This window comes from Corticicoccus populi (assembly GCF_042686195.1).
GTDB lineage: Bacteria > Bacillota > Bacilli > Staphylococcales > Salinicoccaceae > Corticicoccus > Corticicoccus populi.
The window spans coordinates 1,399,442-1,417,382 of the sequence record NZ_JBHUOQ010000001.1; the positions used below are offsets into that span (position 1 = coordinate 1,399,442).

The following is a 17,941-nucleotide window of genomic DNA, read 5'->3' on the forward strand; positions in this document are numbered from 1 at the left end:
AAAACGTCTTAATCGTCTTTATGTTCCATAATAAAACGATAAAGATCGTCAAATAATTCTTTTTTATCATTATCAATCGTTAATACATGCCCGGAATTTTCGTACCATTTAATGCTTTTTTCATCATCTTCAGTACTGATATTTTCATAAATCACATTTGCCGATTCTGTATTAATCACTTCATCTTTTAATCCCTGGGCGGTAAATGAAGGTACAAAAACATTTTCAAGGATGTCTCTGCTTTTTGAAATAGCAACATTTAAATCTTCCAAAAAGTCATCACTGTCAGATACAGAGCGTTCTATCTCCCTTGAAATTGTTTCTTCATCCTTATCTTCAAATCTTTCTTTAAATGTACGGGCATATACCACATAGTTTTCCATTAATGTATCTTTTTCTTTGATGAACATCGGGCTGCATATAGTAGAAAGGCCGAACAATTCCCGGTCTACGGAAAGTCTCAATGCAAATGTCCCGCCGAGCGACACACCTGCTGCGAATATTTTATCGTAACCTTTCCTTTTCAAAGTATCATACGCATCCAAAACCTGTGAATACCAGATATGGGGTGAGGACTTCAGAATATTCTCCGGCTGCTCGGCGTGTCCTTCATAATTAAATGAATATGAAGTCACACCCTTTTTCTGAAGATATCTTCCCAGCTGGCGTACATCAGATGTATTTCCGGTAAAGCCGTGCAGAAGCAGTACGGCAAATTCGGATTCTTCTTCAAAATAAAATGATTCAGGCAGCTTCACCTTCATAAATTATACCCTTCTTTCACAGTTCTTATACTAATTGTACGTTAATTTCTACACAAAAAAAAGAAAACCCTGTTCGTGTGAGGGTTTTCTCATTAGTATCTGAATATCTACGATATTTTATCCTAAATATGTCAAAAGCAACATGATTAAAAAGAACAATAGAGCCAATACAACAGTTGCTCTATGTAAAATTAAATCCATGCCACGCGCCTTTTGTTTGCCAAATAATTGCTCTGCACCGCCACTAATCGCACCTGATAGGCCGGCGCTTTTACCTGACTGTAGCAATACCACTGCAATTAAAGAAATACAAACGATAATTAAGAGTACTATGAGAACTGTTTGCATGTGGTAAATCCCTCCGATTAATAATAACAATAAAAATTCTAACACTTATATCGGGTGAATGCAAGAAAGTTCGGCAAGTGTAATGATACTGTAATGGTGAAATAACGACAGCGTTTCTATGTACTGTTTTTTTAATTCAGCATAATATGTGTGCTGTTTTCTCCTTGGAAAGTTTCTCCTGTTCCATTTTATGATTTCATCACACCATTTTTGAATTTCTTCATTTTGACATTTGACAGCAGAATAGATATTTTAATTTAAAACAGGTGACCCTATTTGAGAATAAAATCATTAAAACTACAACAGCTTGAAATATTAAATGTCCGGACTAAGCTCGGAGATGAGGAGAACCGGGAGTTAAAATACTTATCCGCAGGATTCCAAGGGGAGATTGACTTTGATAATATCCTGGAGTCTTTTATTCATGATAAAAACTGTATTCACATTAAAGATTATAGATTTAATACACGACTGAACCTGCACAGCTTTAGAGAAGGTGGCTCAGAAGTCCAGATTGACAGCCTGCTTATTTCAGGGAACCGTATTTATACTTTTGAAATAAAAAACTACAGCCGGGATTTAATATTCGGGGCGGACGACTGGCACTATCTCAATCATGATGTATTCAAATCCCCGATGACTCAAGTATCGAGGCAGAACCATGAACTGAAATTACTGCTGCAGAAAGCACCCCGGAATGCAGAAATTTTCAGCAGCATTGTTTTTATTAACCCAAACCAGACTATTTACAACCTTCCGCATGATAAAAATATTCTGGTTAGAAGTAATCTAAAGAAGTTTCTTACACATCATGTACAATCGAATACGTTTGATCTTCAGCCATTAATGCATCATCTGGAACGTCATCAGACAGCTGCTTCTATATACGACAGCAAAGTTCGGATTGATTTTGACTCATTGAAACCCGGCGTCTACTGCCAGGACTGCTCTCAGCCACTGATCAGGAGCAGTCAATATCATTATTCCTGTGTTACATGCCGGAATTCTGTAGATACACTTTCTGCAGCCCGGCGTCTGACAGAGGAAATGAAAATATTAAATCCGGATTGGCCTGTTACTGCCCATTTGATTTCACATTTGAGCGGCGGTCAGATATCCGCTTCATATCTCCGCAAAATGAGACGTTCCGGACAGCTCCAATTTTAATTGCCGGTGTGTGGATACGGGTTGTCGGTACAGATTTCATAATTCAAAGGAGTCTGTGCCGTCTCAGCGACACAGGTCGTAAAATTTAAGGAATCTGTGCCGTCACGGGAGTGAGAACGCGACAGATTGTCGGATTCCCGGCAGGCTGTAGCGTTCTCCCTTTAAATATGACACAGCTTTACGTAATTCAGGTAATCTGTAGCGTCCAGCGACATAGATCGCAAAATTTAAGGAATCTGTGCCGTCTCAGGAGTGAAAATGCGACAGATTGTTAGATTCTCGGCAGGCTGTGGCGTTCTCACCTTAAATATGACACAGCTTTACGTAATTCAGGTAATCTGTAGCACCCAGCGACACAGATTGCAAAATTTAAGACATCTGTGCCGTCTCAGGGGTGAAAATGCGACAGATTGTTAGATTCTCGGCAGTCTGTAGCACCCAACCACACATCCCCCCATCAGACTTCACAACATAATAAGGACAAAAAACTCCACCGGCATCTGCCGGTGGAGTCATTAACCAAAATATCAAATTAACCCAGGTTGTAGAATGAATCTAAACCTTCGTATTTTGCTGTTTCATATAATTCATCTTCGATGCGAAGCAGCTGGTTGTATTTAGCTACACGGTCAGTACGTGAAGGTGCACCAGTTTTGATTTGACCGGCATTCACAGCAACTGCAATGTCAGCGATTGTTGTATCTTCAGTTTCACCGGAACGGTGTGAGATTACTGCAGTGTATCCTGCACGTTTCGCCATTTCAATTGCTTCGAAAGTCTCAGTCAAAGTACCGATTTGGTTTACTTTGATCAAGATAGAGTTTCCGACGCCTTCTTCAATACCACGTGATAATTTCTCAGTATTTGTAACGAATAAGTCATCTCCAACGAGCTGTACGCGGCTGCCGATTTTTTCAGTCAGCAGTTTGTGACCTTCCCAGTCGTTTTCATCCAGACCGTCTTCGATTGAAATAATCGGGTATTTCTCAGTCATTTCTGCATACCATTCAACCATTTCAGCTGATGAGTAAGTTTTACCTTCACCTTTAAGTTCATAGTTGCCTGTTTCAGCATTATAGAACTCACTTGAAGCAGCGTCCATTGCAAGACGGATTTCTTCACCAGGCTTGTAACCTGCTTTTTCAATCGCTTCAATAATTGTTGATAATGCTTCTTCATTGGATCCGAGGTTAGGTGCAAATCCACCTTCATCACCGACACCAGTGTTGTAACCTTTAGAATTTAATACTTTTTTCAGGTTATGGAAGATTTCTGCGCCCATGCGGAGTGCTTCTTTAAATGATTCAGCACCTACAGGCATAATCATGAATTCCTGAATATCTACGTTGTTGTCCGCATGCTCTCCGCCGTTGATGATGTTCATCATCGGTACAGGCAGCTGAACAGCATTGAATCCGCCTAAATATTTATAAAGCGGCTGACCAAGGAAGTCTGAAGCTGCTTTCGCAACAGCCATTGATACACCAAGGATTGCGTTAGCACCGAGTTTACCTTTGTTGTCAGTACCGTCTAAAGCAATCATCATTTTATCGATGGACACCTGCTCCAGCACACTGAAATCACCGTCAACTAATTCAGGAGCAATGATTTCATTTACATTTTTAACCGCTTTTTCGACACCTTTACCAAGGTAACGAGTTTCATCGCCGTCACGTAATTCTACTGCTTCATATTCTCCAGTAGATGCACCGGATGGTACCAAAGCACGTCCAAACGCACCACTTTCTGTTAATACCTCTACTTCGATTGTCGGATTCCCGCGGGAATCAAGTACTTCACGTGCGTATACATCTGTAATTAATGGCATAGCATAGTCTCCTTTAATATCATTTCTTTTATTATCTGTAATAATGGATTACATTTCAACTGTTATTATTAATCAGTCACTTTCAATATCAAGTCAAACGGAATAAAGTGCTCTGCCGCTTTCGCATTACTCCTCTATTAAACTTTGACCTGTCATTTCCTCAGGCTGATCAACATCCATTAAATCAAGCAGTGTTGGTGATAAATCTGCGAGTCTGCCGCCGCTTCTGACGGAAACACCTTCTTTTGTGATAATCACAGGTACCGGATTCGTCGTATGCGCAGTCATCGGTTCACCTTCAACTGTCGTTACTTCATCCGAGTTACCGTGGTCAGCGGTAATAATAGCATAGCCGCCCTGATTGATGATTTCATCAACAATCGGACCCAGACATGCATCCACCGCTTCAATTGCTTTCACTGTCGGCTCTAATTTACCGCTGTGACCAACCATATCCGGATTCGCAAAGTTTAAAAGAACCAAATCCAAATCACCTTTTGATAATTCTTCAAGGCAGCGGTCACGAACTTCATATGCACTCATCTCAGGCTGAAGGTCATATGTTGCCACCTTAGGAGAATCTACAAGCACACGACGCTCTCCGTCGAATTCTTCATGGCGCCCGCCGCTCATGAAATAAGTGACATGCGGATATTTTTCAGTCTCGGCAATACGCAGCTGTTTTTTCCCTGCATCGGATACCACTTCACCAATTGTATTCACGATATCATTTTTTTCAAACACAACATCTGAGACAACGTCATCACTGTATTTAGTAAATGTAACGAATTTCAGATTATCGTATTTACGGTCCATTTCAAAGCCCATGAATTCCTGGTTGGTATACACTTCTGACAGCTGTGCTGCACGGTCGGGACGGAAATTATAGAAAATCACTGCATCGTCACTGTGAACACCGCTGTCCTGTTTTACTTCATAACCTTTCACAACAAACGGCACAACAAATTCGTCATAAACGCCTTCGCCGTAACTCTCTTTCACACCTTCATATGCACTGTTAAAAACAGGGCCGCGCGCATTTGAAATTGCCTGATAAGCAAGTTCCTCACGCTCCCAGCGCTTGTCGCGGTCCATTGCATAATAACGGCCGGATACTGTCGCAAAATGACCAATTCCGATTTCTTCAAACTGGCGTTCAGTTTCTTCAATGAACTTCAATGCGGAATCCTGTGCCACATCACGACCGTCAAGAAATGCATGGACATAAACATCATTTAATCCTTTTTCTTTCGCCATCTTTAAAATTGCGAATAAGTGATTATAGTGCGAATGAACACCGCCGTCACTTAAAAGTCCCATCACATGCAGGTTGCTTCCTTCATTCAGCACATGATCCATCGTATCAAGCAGCACCTGGTTATCAAAGAAGTCGCCGTCTTCGATGGACTTATTGATACGCGTCAGACTCTGATAAACGATTCTGCCGGCACCGATATTCAAGTGGCCGACCTCGGAGTTACCCATCTGACCTTCAGGAAGACCGACATCCAGGCCGCATGCTGAAAGTTCATTATGCGGATACTTTTCAAAGAAGCGGTCAAAGTTCGGCTTATTTGCTTGTTTGACTGCGTTACCTTTCACTTCATCACGGTTCGCAAAACCGTCAAGAATAAACAGACCTACTGGTTTAGTCATTATTTTGCACCTTCCAACAATTCAAGGAATGAATCAGCTTCAAGTGAAGCACCACCGACTAATGCACCGTCAATGTGTGCCTCAGACATATACTCCTTAATGTTCGCCGGTTTTACTGAACCGCCGTACTGAATACGAATCGCCTCAGCCGTTTCTTCATCATATAAAGCTTCAACCTTTTTACGTACAACACCGCACATTTCATTAGCATCTTCTTTTGTAGCTGATTTACCTGTACCGATTGCCCAGATTGGCTCATAAGCAATAACAGATTTCTTCACATCATCACTTGATAAACCTTCAAGTGCCTTTTCTACCTGACTTTCAACACGGGAAGCAGCAATACCTGATTCACGTTCTTCATCAGATTCACCGACGCAGATAATCGGTACAATACCTGTATTTAAAATAGCGTGCGCTTTTTTATTCACAGTTTCATCAGTCTCATTGAATAATTCACGGCGTTCAGAGTGTCCGATGATGATGTAGTCAACACCTAAATCATCCAGCATATCTACAGAAACTTCACCTGTAAATGCGCCGCTTGCTTCGTAGTGTGCATTCTCTGCTCCAATACCGACTTCAAGATCTTTCGCTTTAGCCACAAGTGAAGGGAGATGAATGAACGGTGCACACACCGCACTTTCAACCTCACTTTTCGCCGGTAAATTTTTAAGTGCATCAATAAATGCTTCGCCTTCAGAAATCGTCTTGTTCATTTTCCAGTTTCCTGCAATAAATGGTGTTCTCACGATGATTCCTCCTAAATTTGATATCATACTTTTATATTATTTATCGTTAATTGCCTGAAGTCCAGGAAGTACTTTACCTTCCAGATATTCAAGGCTTGCGCCGCCGCCAGTTGAAATATGTGAGAAGTCATCCGCATAACCGAGGTCCATCGCAGCAGCAGCTGAGTCACCGCCGCCGATAATTGTCACTGCGTCCTCAAGTGATGCGATTGCTTTACATACTCCAATTGTACCTTTTGCAAAGTTTTCAAATTCAAATACACCCATCGGTCCGTTCCATACGACTGTTTTCGCACCTTCAAGCTGTTCTTTAAAACGCTCCACTGTTTTCGGTCCCGCATCAAGACTCATCTTATCCGCAGGAATTTCATCAATGGATACTACTTCATAATCAGCGTTTTTATCGAATTCACTGACTACTACACCGTCAACCGGAAGAACAATTTTATCTCCCGCTTTTTCAAGCAGTGATTTCGCTAAATCGATTTTATCTTCTTCAAGAAGTGATGTACCGATTTCTTTTCCCTGTGCTTTAAGGAATGTGTATGCCATACCGCCGCCGATTAACACTTTGTCTGCTTTTTCAAGAAGGTTTTCAATCACACCGATTTTATCCGATACTTTAGCACCGCCGAGAATCGCCACAAACGGTCTCTTCGGCTCATCTACAGCACCACCGATAAAATCAATTTCCTTCTTCATTAAAAAGCCTGAAACTGTTTCGATATTTGAAGCAATACCAACATTTGACGCATGTTCACGGTGTGCAGTACCAAATGCATCGTTTACAAATACATCACCGAGCGATGCCCAGTATTTACCGAGGTCTGCATCATTTTTAGATTCTTTCTTACCGTCCAGATCTTCAAAACGTGTATTTTCAAATAAAAGAATTTCACCATCTTCAAGGTTCTGAACAGCAGATTCCAATCCCTCGCCGCGTGTTTCCGGAACGAAGAGCACGGGTTTCTTCAGGTATTCGGATAATTTTACTGCGACAGGCTCAAGGCTCTTGTCTTTTTTATCCTCTTCTGTTTTCACTTTCCCGAGGTGGGAGAATAAAATCACTCTGCCGCCCTCATTCAGCACATATTCTATCGTCGGAAGTGCCTGCACAATACGGTTGTCATTCGTAATTTCACCATCTGCCATCGGAACGTTTAAGTCCGCTCTTAAAAGTACTTTTTTACCTTTTAAATCAATATCCTGAACAGTCTTCTTCATGACCTGCCTCCTAAAATCATTGATGGTTTCATTATACCCTTAATCTAAAAAACTTAAAAATAAAAACGGGCGGCAGCACCACCCGTTTTCACTTATATATTACTTAGTTGCAAGGTGGTTAAGTGTTCTAACGAGCTGTGCAGTATAAGACATTTCGTTATCGTACCATGCAACGGCTCTTACTAATTGTTTACCGTCTACGTCAAGAACGCGTGTTTGAGTTGCATCAAATAATGAACCTTCTTTAATACCGATAACATCAGAAGATACGATTTCATCTTCAGTATAACCGAATGAAGGGTTTGTTGCTTTTTTCATTGCTGCGTTCACTTCGTCAACTGTTACATCTTTAGAAAGTGAAACAGTCACTTCAGTTAATGAACCAGTTGGAACCGGTACACGCTGAGCGCCGCCGTCAAGTTTACCGTCAAGTTCAGGAAGAACAAGTCCGATTGCTTTCGCTGCGCCAGTTGAGTTAGGAATAATGTTCTGAGCTGCAGCACGCGCACGGCGGTAGTCACCTTTTGAATGCGGTGCATCCAGTGTATTCTGGTCACCAGTGTATGCGTGAATTGTAGTCATTAAACCTTTTTCAAGACCGAATTCTTTGTTTAATACGTTAACTACAGGTGCAAGACAGTTTGTTGTACATGAAGCACCTGATACGATTTTTTCTGATCCATCAAGAACATCTTCGTTTACACCGTAAACAACAGTTTTAAGATCACCTTTTGCCGGTGCAGAGATTAATACTTTTTTCGCGCCTGCATCGATATGTTTCTGAGCGCCTTCTTCACTTACGAAGAATCCAGTACATTCTAAAACAACATCAATGTCGAGGTCTCCCCAAGGAAGTTCTTCAGGCTTAGGATTGTTGAATGATTTTACTTCTTTGCCGTTGATTTTAAAGCCGCCGTCGATTTGTTCGATGTCGCCTTCAAAACGACCTTGAGTTGTATCATATTTGAATAAGTGTGCAAGGAAAGCATCGTCAGTTAAATCGTTTACTGCAACAACTTCGATACCGTCATAATTTTGAATTTCTCTCGCTGCTAATCTACCAATACGTCCAAAACCATTAATTGCTACTTTTACTACCATAATATATGGCCTCCTCAAAATTTTATATACTTTCAAGTAAATATTTTGCTATTGCCTCATCGATGAAAAGTACTGTGTTCTTGGGTGCTAAATTCATGTATGCTTTGACTGCTTCCTGCTTCGTTGAACCGCCTGCAACTGCGAAAATACGCTTCTTAGATGCCAAATCCTCCAGCTGGATGCCGATGGTTTTCATTTTGTGAACAATATTTCCCTGTGCATCAAAATAATATCCAAATGCTTCACCCACTGCATGATTCTTCTCTAATTTTTGAACTACTGCCGAATCTACATGGCGTCTGTGTGCCATAGTAAATGCGTCCCCGATACCATGAATAACGAAGGCGGATGCCTGGTTCAGTTCCGTTACTTCTTTTACCGAGGGCTCGGACTTTAATGACTCGAGTGCCACATCACCTACACTATCCGGTGCGTATAACATACGATGCTCTCCACCCGTAGCGTGAGCGAGTCTGCTGACAATAGAATTGGATTGATATGATACTTCTTCACCGAGTCCGCCGCGTGCCGGGACAAACATCAATCCCTTATGCACCGGTTTCAAAAACTCACTGACCGAAGCCATTGTCGATCCGCCGGCAACAGAAACTACTGCTCCATCAAACAATTCATCCATGAATCGTTCCGCCATCAGCCGGGACAAGCCCTGCTGTATCTCGGAGGATTCATCAGCATCACCACGAATCACATAAAAATCATGCAGATCATAGTGTGCCTTCAATTCATTCGCCAAGTCTATACGGCGATCGAGTACCGGCATAAACGGTTCGAGTTCTGAAATTACATTCTGTCCCTCACCTGTTAATGAAATACCCTTTTGATCAACGTGTATCAACTTAAGACTTTGAAGATTGTCGACTTCCTTTCGCAATATTCTCTCTGTCATATTCAATTGTTTCGCAATTGTACGCCTACCAATAGGTTGATGTTTTTCAATCTGTTTCAGAATGTCAAACCGCTTCAGCAGCTCCGTAATAATTTCAGGAGCAATACGCTTTTGCACATTGACGAGATTCTGCCACATTCAATCATCACACCTTTCAATATGGTGAGACCTTTTTCGTCCCACAAGGGACAAAAATTATTACACTCTTAATATAACATAAATAAATAATAATGCAATTATTTACGTTACTCATTTTGTTAATTACCCGTCTCACTGCGAATGTAATCATAAACCTGCACAAAATCTATGACACCTTCCTGAACCACTTCACCCTCGTGCATCAGGACAGGAATACGCAGCATATATTTTTCCTGAAGCACATCATCTTCATCAATATTAAACTGTCTTAAATTTAAATTGACGTTCCTCAGCTCCTGCAGTGCGAGATTAATCTGCAGCAGCCCCTCACTGCATAAGGCACAGTTGTCACGTGTATAATAATCCATCGTTATTTCCATTAATTGTTTACAACCTTTTTCTTTTGAGAATTTTATTTTTCGCTGTTTGAAGTACACTGTGTGACATTTCAGCGAAGATAATACCAAACGCGATTGCCATAGCAATCAATGCCGCTTCAAAACCAAATTCAAATGCACGCATATAGTCCGACAGCACAATATGACGCATAGATTCATATGCACGTCCCCCCGGCACTAAAGGAATAATTCCACAGGTAATAAAGGTTAAAATCGGCACCCTCAGTATGCGTGCATTATAAATAGAAACAACCGTTAAACCGACCGCACCGAAAAACGTCGCCAATACTGAATCTACTTCGAACTGTGACAGAGTAAAGTAAATCACCCAGCCGACCGCACCCGCAAGACCGCAGTGAAGGAGCACACGTCTCGGTGCATTAAATAGAATACCGAAACTGAACGATGCAAAAAAGCTCAATATAAATTGAAATATGTACGTCATTTTATGTCCTCCTTCATATTAAATCACCATGAATACTAAGCCGACCCCGGCACCGATTGCTGCCGACGTAAGCGCCGCTTCCGCACCTTTCATAGTTCCGGCAAGAAGATGACCCCGAATCATTTCCCGTACTGCATTCGTAATCAATACCCCCGGCACGAGCGGCATCACACTCGAAATAATAATTGTATCGAGATTCACACCGAAGCCGAGACTGACATATATATATGAAACAATTGAAATCACAAGCGCCGCAAAAAACTCAGTAAAAAACTTAACACGGGTATACCTGAGGAGACCTTCCATCACAAATACCCCCGCTGCACCGCCGATCACTGCAGCCGGCAGATCACTCAAGTGACCGTTAAATAATAATAAAAACAATAATCCTACTAAACCGCCGGCGGCAACCATCAGCCAAAACGGAAATACTAACGTGTCATGAATTGTTTCGACTTCATCGAGCGCTTTTTTTAAAGGCATACCACCCGCAATCTTTCTCGACAGCGTGTTGATATTCTCCACTTTCTCCAAATGATTTCCACGGTAATCAATACGTACAGTCTGTGTCAGAGAGTACTCATTCATTGAAAAAATAATTACTGTCGGCGTAACAAACACCTGAGGATCCGTAATACCGTACTTCTTTGAAATCCGCATCATCGTATCCTCAATACGATACGTCTCCGCCCCGCTTTCAAGCATCATTTTCCCGCAGTTTACCGCGAGATAAAATACATCACGCACGTAACCTTCCTTCAGACTCTCATCCGGGGTCTCCAGCACTTCCAGTTCACTTGTTGTCATTTACTTCACCACCCATTCAATTGATATTAGACCAAATTACTATGTATCCTTTTAAAGAGTATCATATCATTCCCAAGGACTCATTATTAATATTTCATACTCGTCATCTTTTTAAGGACTTTATTATATTATTATGTACAAAAAAATCTCCATGCTGCCTGAATGACAGCTGGAGATTCTTTGAGCGCCCACAAATGGAATTTAAACACTGGTATAAAAGGACTCATACTATATATATGTGTCAGGTAGTTTAATAAAAGGGAATTCACTTTATTTTGATAAGTTATTCGTAATACTTATCATATAAACTATTGAACTGTACTTTCATTAAAGTAATGGTATGGGAATCCTCATGAACAATGTCCACTATGTCTGAACTAATTTTAATAATCATACTATCATTATAAAAATATAATAGATTACTATATCCCCCTTTAGATATATGGAGAATATAATTGATTATATCATTCTCTTTACAGTTCTTTATTTGATGAAAGTTCAATATTTCGTTGTTTTCTTCTTCGTCTTGTATTGATATAATTTCAAATTCTTTAGTTTGAAAAAAATCATTAACGGTACTCGTATCCAGCCTGTATTTCTCTCCAAATTCCTCTACATTATCCAAGTAAATTAAATTTAAATCACCGCTTGAGATATTCAATAAACTAAAAATATTATTTAGAATATTATGTTCTACATAATTAATATCAAATCTTATCCTCTTATCCTTTGATACCAGGAAATATGGGGTTCCTCTACTTGTAGTTATACTCAAATTCAAGTTAGTAAATAATTGAGTCATTTAGTCTCCTATTCTCTTCATATTAATATCATATATTCAACTGTCTTTATTCATTAGACAACAACAGATCAATTTTGTTCAACTGAATAATGGCTGTCGTCTTGCTGTATCTTTGTGTTTATTTTTCATGACATCGATGGGCAAGAATAAAATGAATCATCAAAAATCCAAAAATTTTTCACTATAAAATAAGTACGTTTACTTTATTTTGATAAGTTATTCGTAATACTTATCATATAGACCATTGAACTGTACTTTCATTAAAGTAATAGTATTGGAATCCTCATGAACAATATCCATTATGTCTGGACCAACTTTAATAATCATGTTATCACTATAAAAATATAATAGGTTACTATACCCTCCCTTAGATATATGGAGAATATAATTGATTATATCATTTTCTTTACAGTTCTTTATTTGATGAAAGTTCAATATTTTGTTGTTTTCTTCTTCGTCTTTTATTGATATAATTTCAAATTCATTAGTTTGAAAAAAATCATTAACAGTACTTGTATCTTCCCTATATTTCTTACCAAATCTCTCCACATCATCCAAGTAAATTAAATTTAAATCACCGCTTGAGATATTCAATAAACTAAAAATATTATTTAGAATATTATGATTTACATAATTAATATCAAATCTTATCCTATTATCCTTTGATACCAGGAAATATGGGGTTCCTCTACTTGCAGTTATACTCAAGTTCAAGTTAGTAAATAATTTAGTCATTTAGTCTCCTATCCTTTTCATATTAATATCATATGTTCTACTTCTTGTTTTTTGGCTTTATTTGTTGCAAGTGTACCATCTATTTTAAGAAAAAAATAAAAAACCCTTTCATACAAAAAGGTTTTCTAATATCTTCTTTAAAATTCATTTTAAAGGACTCCCACAAAGGGAATGCTAATATACTATTTAAGCACTGTCATAAAGGCGTTTGTAAACGAATATGTGCCAGTGGCGTGCCACACATTCAATTTTAGATAAATATTTATTTTAATGAATTCAAAAGAATAAATAATTTAAGAAACTAAAAAGACATCTCATTGAGCATCTTTAATTTCCATCTCTATTTGATTGATCATCCTTTTGAACATATTAAAATTTTCTTCTACCGAAATATCGTTTAATTTGAGTTTAGCTAAATCAAATGGGTTACTATCAATGTTCATTAAATCTTTACGTAAACTTACATTTATCAAAACGATATACGCTAACAATTTTGTATTGTATTCCTTTAATTCGATTTCAGTCAAACTTTCTTCTTTATTATAATTATGTTGTTGGAAATCAGCTAATAAGCTTGTTGTTTTACCTTTACCATAAATCCAAGTTTTCATGATTAATTTACCCAGTCCATATACATCAGGTGATACTTTCATAATACTAGTACCGTCTTCTAAATCAACTGTATTTTTGCTATCTCCGGGTTTCAAAATCAAATATTTAGGCATCTCTTTTTTAGCATCATCTGCTATCACCTTCATTTTTAATTCTGTTTGTTGAAATAAGTCTGTCCAATCTTGTATTAAACCGACAAGCTCATCCTTACTAACCTCTTGATAATAATCATCAATTTTTAACTCTTTAGTATTCGCATGCTTGTACTTTTCAATGCCCTTCTGGGCACCCTTATAAGTTATCCACAATAAGATTAAAGGTATTATAAAATACTGTACTAAGGGTAGTAATAAATATTGACTAAATGGCATTTCTACAAACAGATTCACTTTAGCCCAAAATCCTGTTCCTTTCTCCATTAAGTTATCCTCCATTTTGCAGATAATAAAATAATTATAACAAAAAAGACCAGCCGTGATAGGCTGGTTTTACAAAAGTGTGTTACCTAAAAAGATAGCTAAGTAGCTATCGACTCATTTATAATCTCTGTAGTAATCTCTGTATTTCTACCTATTTTATAGGCTTTGTCCCAAGCTGTGCCTTCTTTATGAGTTATGTCTACCATATCCCAAGCATTTAATTGTGCATACTCTGTAACCACACTATCAACTATATCCATTACATTTAAACCTTCATCAGATAACATAATCTTAGCTACAGTCGGTGAAATTGCTTTATTTTGAATTTGAATAAGAGAATCATCGTCATCTTCATTTTTAAGTACTTTTTTGTTTTTATAATACTTTTTAAAAACTTCCAATGTAACTGGACCATAATCAAAAGCTACTATTTTATTTGAATATAGGGTTTTATTTGTCTTAATAAAAAATCTTTCAAACGCTATATATAAAATTTTTTGTAACTTTAAGTGTGTCATCGGCTTTAAAGACAAAATATAATTAGCTATATCAAACGCTTCTAATTGCTTTCCACTAATTTTAGTCAATTCAATAAACTTTTCAGTATCATCTATAAAAATAATATCACTAAAAAAACTATCTTTAGTTTTTATAGAATCCATATCTTCACCATCATTCGAAACTAGGTGGTTAGAGAACTTATGTTCTATGTTCAAATCTGATAATTGTCTTTTCACTGCTTGTATTTCTTCTAAATCAGAGGGGCTTGTAACTAATTTTCTCCATCCTATTCTTTCAAGGTTAGAGGATGGTTGTGAGACTAACATAAATAATTTATACATATACATTCACCTCTCTACTATTTCAATAATATCATCTGTTGCGAAGTTTTTCCATTCTAAATAACCTAACTTATGTTCTTTATGTGAGTCCAAATTGGTTTGAATATGATTTTCACCCCATATTTGCAATTCCCACGGAAAATATGAATTATTAATTCCATCAAAATAAATATGTACAGCATTATATTCATTTTTACAAGCATTATAATATTTTAATCTATTATTATTGCTATCTTTAGTTCCTATAATTCTCATTAAATCATCTTTTAAAATTTCATAATCAGTGATTTCATCAATGTAAATTCTAAACCCTAATAAATCGTTCAAACATTTATTAGTTGCTAACCTACCAACCTCATCTTTACCAAATCTATAATGAAATATTTTAGAAACTATTGAATCTTTGTTCTTTTCCCTAATATGTTCAATAGAAATATTTTGTTCTAATAACTTCATTAATAATTCAAACGTATAGTATTCACTTATTTCATCTATATATTCTAATATGTAACTTAAAAAATCTATTTTTATTTCTACATTATTATCTTCCATACTACCATGTAAAAAATGCCTTATTTGTTTATTCTTTAGACTAGGTGTATTATTTTGTGATTGAAAGAATTTTTTAGTAAATAAAATGTGCTCACTTGAAATAAATTCCACCAACTTTATAATTTTAGAATAATCTTTATTCACTAATCTTTTATGAGACATTGTTTCATACCCTATCTTATGTAATCTAAATCTAATATTACAAGGAAATTTAAGGAAATTCAATACTAATTTACTTCTCACAAAAAAACCATCCACATAGGACGGCTTTAATTTATTGCCATAAAAATCATTAGAAGTTTATATTACAATGATATAGTAAATATATCTTAGTCTAATAAAAAGTCTAGTAATTCATCTGACAACGTATATATAAGTGGTTTTGCTTTTACTTTAACAAGCTTGTTATCTATAGGGGATAGAGCATTCAATACCTTTCTTCTTTCACAGTTAAGTACCTCTGCTAAATTATTAACAGTGATTCTCGATTCCTGAGGTTGAAATATAGCACTTTGAGATAAAATAAATAACGCTTGATTTCCAAAATCTTTAAGATTCAAACGATCTATATTTTGTGATATCCTGTCTATCTTTTGTATATTTTCCTCTAGAATAGTGATAACTTGCTCTTGCCCTTCTTGAATCATTTCGAGCATATCCTTAACAAAAAAAGTTAACTCTCCTTTATTTAAGGGATTAGAAGCTTGAGTAAAAGCTTTATAATATTTATTTTTGTGTCTATTTACAATATAAGAAAATGTTACTGCTGAAAATTTATCCAATTTCTTAGATAATGATTTGCATACGATGTACCTTCCCATCCTACCATTTCCATCATAAAATGGGTGTATATATTCAAACAAATAATGTGCAAACATTAATTTATATAAATATGGCATCTTCTCATTGTTAACAAAGGTTATCATTTGACCTAACATAGAAATAATTCTCGCTTCTGACATAACTCCTTTATGGATTTCTATACCACTGCTATCAACACTTACTGAATCTTTTCTAAAAATATCTCCATCAAGTTTATCTTCTTCTTTGATTTCAGGATCAACTAGTTCATCATATATAGCTCTTATATCTTCAACTTTATTTATTTCACCTTCTTGTTCTAAGAAATAATAAAGTTTCGTCAAACCTATAAATCTTTTTCCGGCTATAGTATTTTGATCAAATTTCTGATGTTTAATGTCTTCCAAAACATCAGAAATTTCTTTTTTAGTACTTCTAACATTTTCTACTTCATTAGTGCTTTGTATCTCATTGATAAGTAATTTAGAATAGAAATCATCTTGTGAAACCGTTGGTAATTGGTTCTTCAATAGAGTTATCTTGTTACTATTCTCAATTATTTCTTCATTTATCTCTGCTAAATCGGGGATATTAACTAAAAATAAAGGTACAGTTTCTTTTGCAAATACACCTTTCTTTATCGGCGTTACATGTATATCCGTTTTATATGCACTTAATTGGCTCCATCTATTGAGATACTCTTTCTCATGATTATCGCTATCAATATGAAATAATTTATCTAATGGATAATATTTATTCATCAGGACCACCTCTTTATTACCTAATAATTATTTTTGGTAATAATTAATTTAGTCTTTCCATTATATATTACTTTTAATTAAACACAAGTATGTTATTTCAAAAAAGACTTATTTACATCCACGTTTTTAATCTTCTTAACCTCTCTATATAGTGTAGCCCTCGGTACACCAGTCATATCCACAATATCTTTAACACTTAAGCCATTATTCTCTCTATCGTTAAATAAGCTTACTGCTCGGCTTATTTTCTCTTTAGGTTGTGATGGTCTCCCCAGATGTTTCCCTTGCTTCTTGGCACGCTCACGCCCTTCAGAAGTACGCTGTATAATTAGATCACGTTCAAACTGTGCAAAGCTGCCTAGCATATTAAAAATTAATGCATTCATTGGTGAATTGTTACCCGTTTCAAATGTTAAGTTATCCTGTATGAAACATACGGAGACACCTTTTCCATTGAGTGCACTGACAATCTTGTTTAAATCCATGATAGAGCGTGCTAGACGGTCTATTTTTGTGATATAAACTTTATCTCCTGAACGTGTGTGTTTAATCATAGCTTCAAGCTGTAAGCGTTGTGCGGTACTTGTACCAGTTACTTTTTCTTGATAGATATTATCCATATCCACATTATTATCCTGTAACTGCTGTATTTGGCTGTCTAATGATTGCCCTGTAGTAGATACCCTCGCATATCCAATATTCATATGTATCACCCTTTATATTACGTCTAAAAGTCTTATATCTTTGATACATTTAATTATAGACTAACTTTGATACATTGCAAAGGGATGAAAATAGATATTTATATGTGCTTTAAATAAGTGTCTCAAACTTAATTTTGAGACCTATCTGTTATATTCTTATATGTGCCATTGTATTGCA

General features: G+C 36.8%; 19 protein-coding genes. 1 reads left to right on the forward strand and 18 read right to left on the reverse strand.

Going from position 1 to position 17,941, the window contains the following annotated elements; genetic code table 11:
* Window positions 1-8: 8 nt before the first annotated feature.
* Together ACFSX4_RS07000 and secG are read right to left on the reverse strand one after the other, a co-directional pair.
* A complete protein-coding gene (locus ACFSX4_RS07000) occupies window positions 9-764 on the reverse strand; it encodes an alpha/beta hydrolase (RefSeq protein ID WP_377772930.1) in 756 nt (251 codons plus the stop codon).
* 117 nt (window positions 765-881) lie between these two features.
* Window positions 882-1,112 (reverse strand): preprotein translocase subunit SecG, encoded by a 231-nt coding sequence (gene secG, locus ACFSX4_RS07005; RefSeq protein WP_377772932.1) that lies wholly within the window; start codon window positions 1,110-1,112, stop codon window positions 882-884.
* A gap of 276 nt (window positions 1,113-1,388) precedes the next feature.
* Here secG and ACFSX4_RS07010 point away from each other — a divergent pair, with 276 nt between their 5' ends.
* Window positions 1,389-2,279 carry a nuclease-related domain-containing protein gene (locus ACFSX4_RS07010; protein ID WP_377772934.1) on the forward strand — a complete coding sequence of 297 codons (891 nt, stop codon included), beginning with the start codon at window positions 1,389-1,391 and terminating at the stop codon, window positions 2,277-2,279.
* 532 nt (window positions 2,280-2,811) lie between these two features.
* Here the strand turns inward: ACFSX4_RS07010 and eno are convergent.
* From eno to ACFSX4_RS07090, 16 genes are all read right to left on the reverse strand, one after another.
* Window positions 2,812-4,107: a phosphopyruvate hydratase gene (gene eno, locus ACFSX4_RS07015; RefSeq protein WP_377772936.1), complete on the reverse strand. Its 1,296-nt coding sequence runs from the start codon at window positions 4,105-4,107 to the stop codon at window positions 2,812-2,814.
* A 126-nt stretch (window positions 4,108-4,233) separates the two neighbouring features.
* Window positions 4,234-5,763 carry a 2,3-bisphosphoglycerate-independent phosphoglycerate mutase gene (gene gpmI / locus ACFSX4_RS07020; protein WP_377772938.1) on the reverse strand — a complete coding sequence of 510 codons (1,530 nt, stop codon included), beginning with the start codon at window positions 5,761-5,763 and terminating at the stop codon, window positions 4,234-4,236.
* Entirely contained in the window at window positions 5,763-6,515 is a 753-nt protein-coding gene (tpiA, locus tag ACFSX4_RS07025) for a triose-phosphate isomerase (protein ID WP_377772940.1), read from the reverse strand. The genes gpmI and tpiA overlap by 1 nt, the downstream gene beginning before the upstream one ends.
* Window positions 6,516-6,551: 36 nt before the next feature.
* Window positions 6,552-7,739, reverse strand: coding sequence for a phosphoglycerate kinase (locus ACFSX4_RS07030; RefSeq protein WP_377772942.1), 1,188 nt, complete (start codon window positions 7,737-7,739; stop codon window positions 6,552-6,554).
* A 99-nt stretch (window positions 7,740-7,838) separates the two neighbouring features.
* Window positions 7,839-8,840: a type I glyceraldehyde-3-phosphate dehydrogenase gene (gene gap / locus ACFSX4_RS07035; RefSeq protein WP_377772944.1), complete on the reverse strand. Its 1,002-nt coding sequence runs from the start codon at window positions 8,838-8,840 to the stop codon at window positions 7,839-7,841.
* A gap of 22 nt (window positions 8,841-8,862) precedes the next feature.
* On the reverse strand, window positions 8,863-9,885 hold the full coding sequence (locus tag ACFSX4_RS07040) for a sugar-binding transcriptional regulator (RefSeq protein WP_377772946.1): 1,023 nt from the start codon (window positions 9,883-9,885) through the stop codon (window positions 8,863-8,865).
* 119 nt (window positions 9,886-10,004) lie between these two features.
* The gene (locus ACFSX4_RS07045; RefSeq protein WP_377772948.1) at window positions 10,005-10,265 is read right to left on the reverse strand and encodes a glutaredoxin family protein; all 261 of its coding nucleotides are present in this window, start codon (window positions 10,263-10,265) and stop codon (window positions 10,005-10,007) included.
* Window positions 10,266-10,272: 7 nt separating this feature from the next.
* Window positions 10,273-10,728: a threonine/serine exporter family protein gene (locus ACFSX4_RS07050; protein WP_377772950.1), complete on the reverse strand. Its 456-nt coding sequence runs from the start codon at window positions 10,726-10,728 to the stop codon at window positions 10,273-10,275.
* Between the two features lie 18 nt (window positions 10,729-10,746).
* On the reverse strand, window positions 10,747-11,535 hold the full coding sequence (locus tag ACFSX4_RS07055; protein ID WP_377772952.1) for a threonine/serine exporter family protein: 789 nt from the start codon (window positions 11,533-11,535) through the stop codon (window positions 10,747-10,749).
* A 283-nt stretch (window positions 11,536-11,818) separates the two neighbouring features.
* Window positions 11,819-12,337, reverse strand: coding sequence for a hypothetical protein (locus ACFSX4_RS07060; protein ID WP_377772954.1), 519 nt, complete (start codon window positions 12,335-12,337; stop codon window positions 11,819-11,821).
* A 216-nt stretch (window positions 12,338-12,553) separates the two neighbouring features.
* Window positions 12,554-13,072, reverse strand: coding sequence for a hypothetical protein (locus ACFSX4_RS07065; protein WP_377772956.1), 519 nt, complete (start codon window positions 13,070-13,072; stop codon window positions 12,554-12,556).
* Window positions 13,073-13,386: 314 nt separating this feature from the next.
* The gene (locus tag ACFSX4_RS07070) at window positions 13,387-14,103 is read right to left on the reverse strand and encodes a hypothetical protein (RefSeq protein ID WP_377772958.1); all 717 of its coding nucleotides are present in this window, start codon (window positions 14,101-14,103) and stop codon (window positions 13,387-13,389) included.
* 98 nt (window positions 14,104-14,201) lie between these two features.
* A complete protein-coding gene (locus ACFSX4_RS07075) occupies window positions 14,202-14,945 on the reverse strand; it encodes a Panacea domain-containing protein (RefSeq protein ID WP_377772960.1) in 744 nt (247 codons plus the stop codon).
* Window positions 14,946-14,951: 6 nt separating this feature from the next.
* Entirely contained in the window at window positions 14,952-15,740 is a 789-nt protein-coding gene (locus ACFSX4_RS07080) for a hypothetical protein (RefSeq protein ID WP_377772962.1), read from the reverse strand.
* A gap of 86 nt (window positions 15,741-15,826) precedes the next feature.
* A complete protein-coding gene (locus ACFSX4_RS07085; RefSeq protein ID WP_377772964.1) occupies window positions 15,827-17,059 on the reverse strand; it encodes a Fic family protein in 1,233 nt (410 codons plus the stop codon).
* Between the two features lie 92 nt (window positions 17,060-17,151).
* Window positions 17,152-17,763 carry a recombinase family protein gene (locus tag ACFSX4_RS07090; protein ID WP_377772966.1) on the reverse strand — a complete coding sequence of 204 codons (612 nt, stop codon included), beginning with the start codon at window positions 17,761-17,763 and terminating at the stop codon, window positions 17,152-17,154.
* Between the last annotated feature and the right edge of the window lie 178 nt (window positions 17,764-17,941).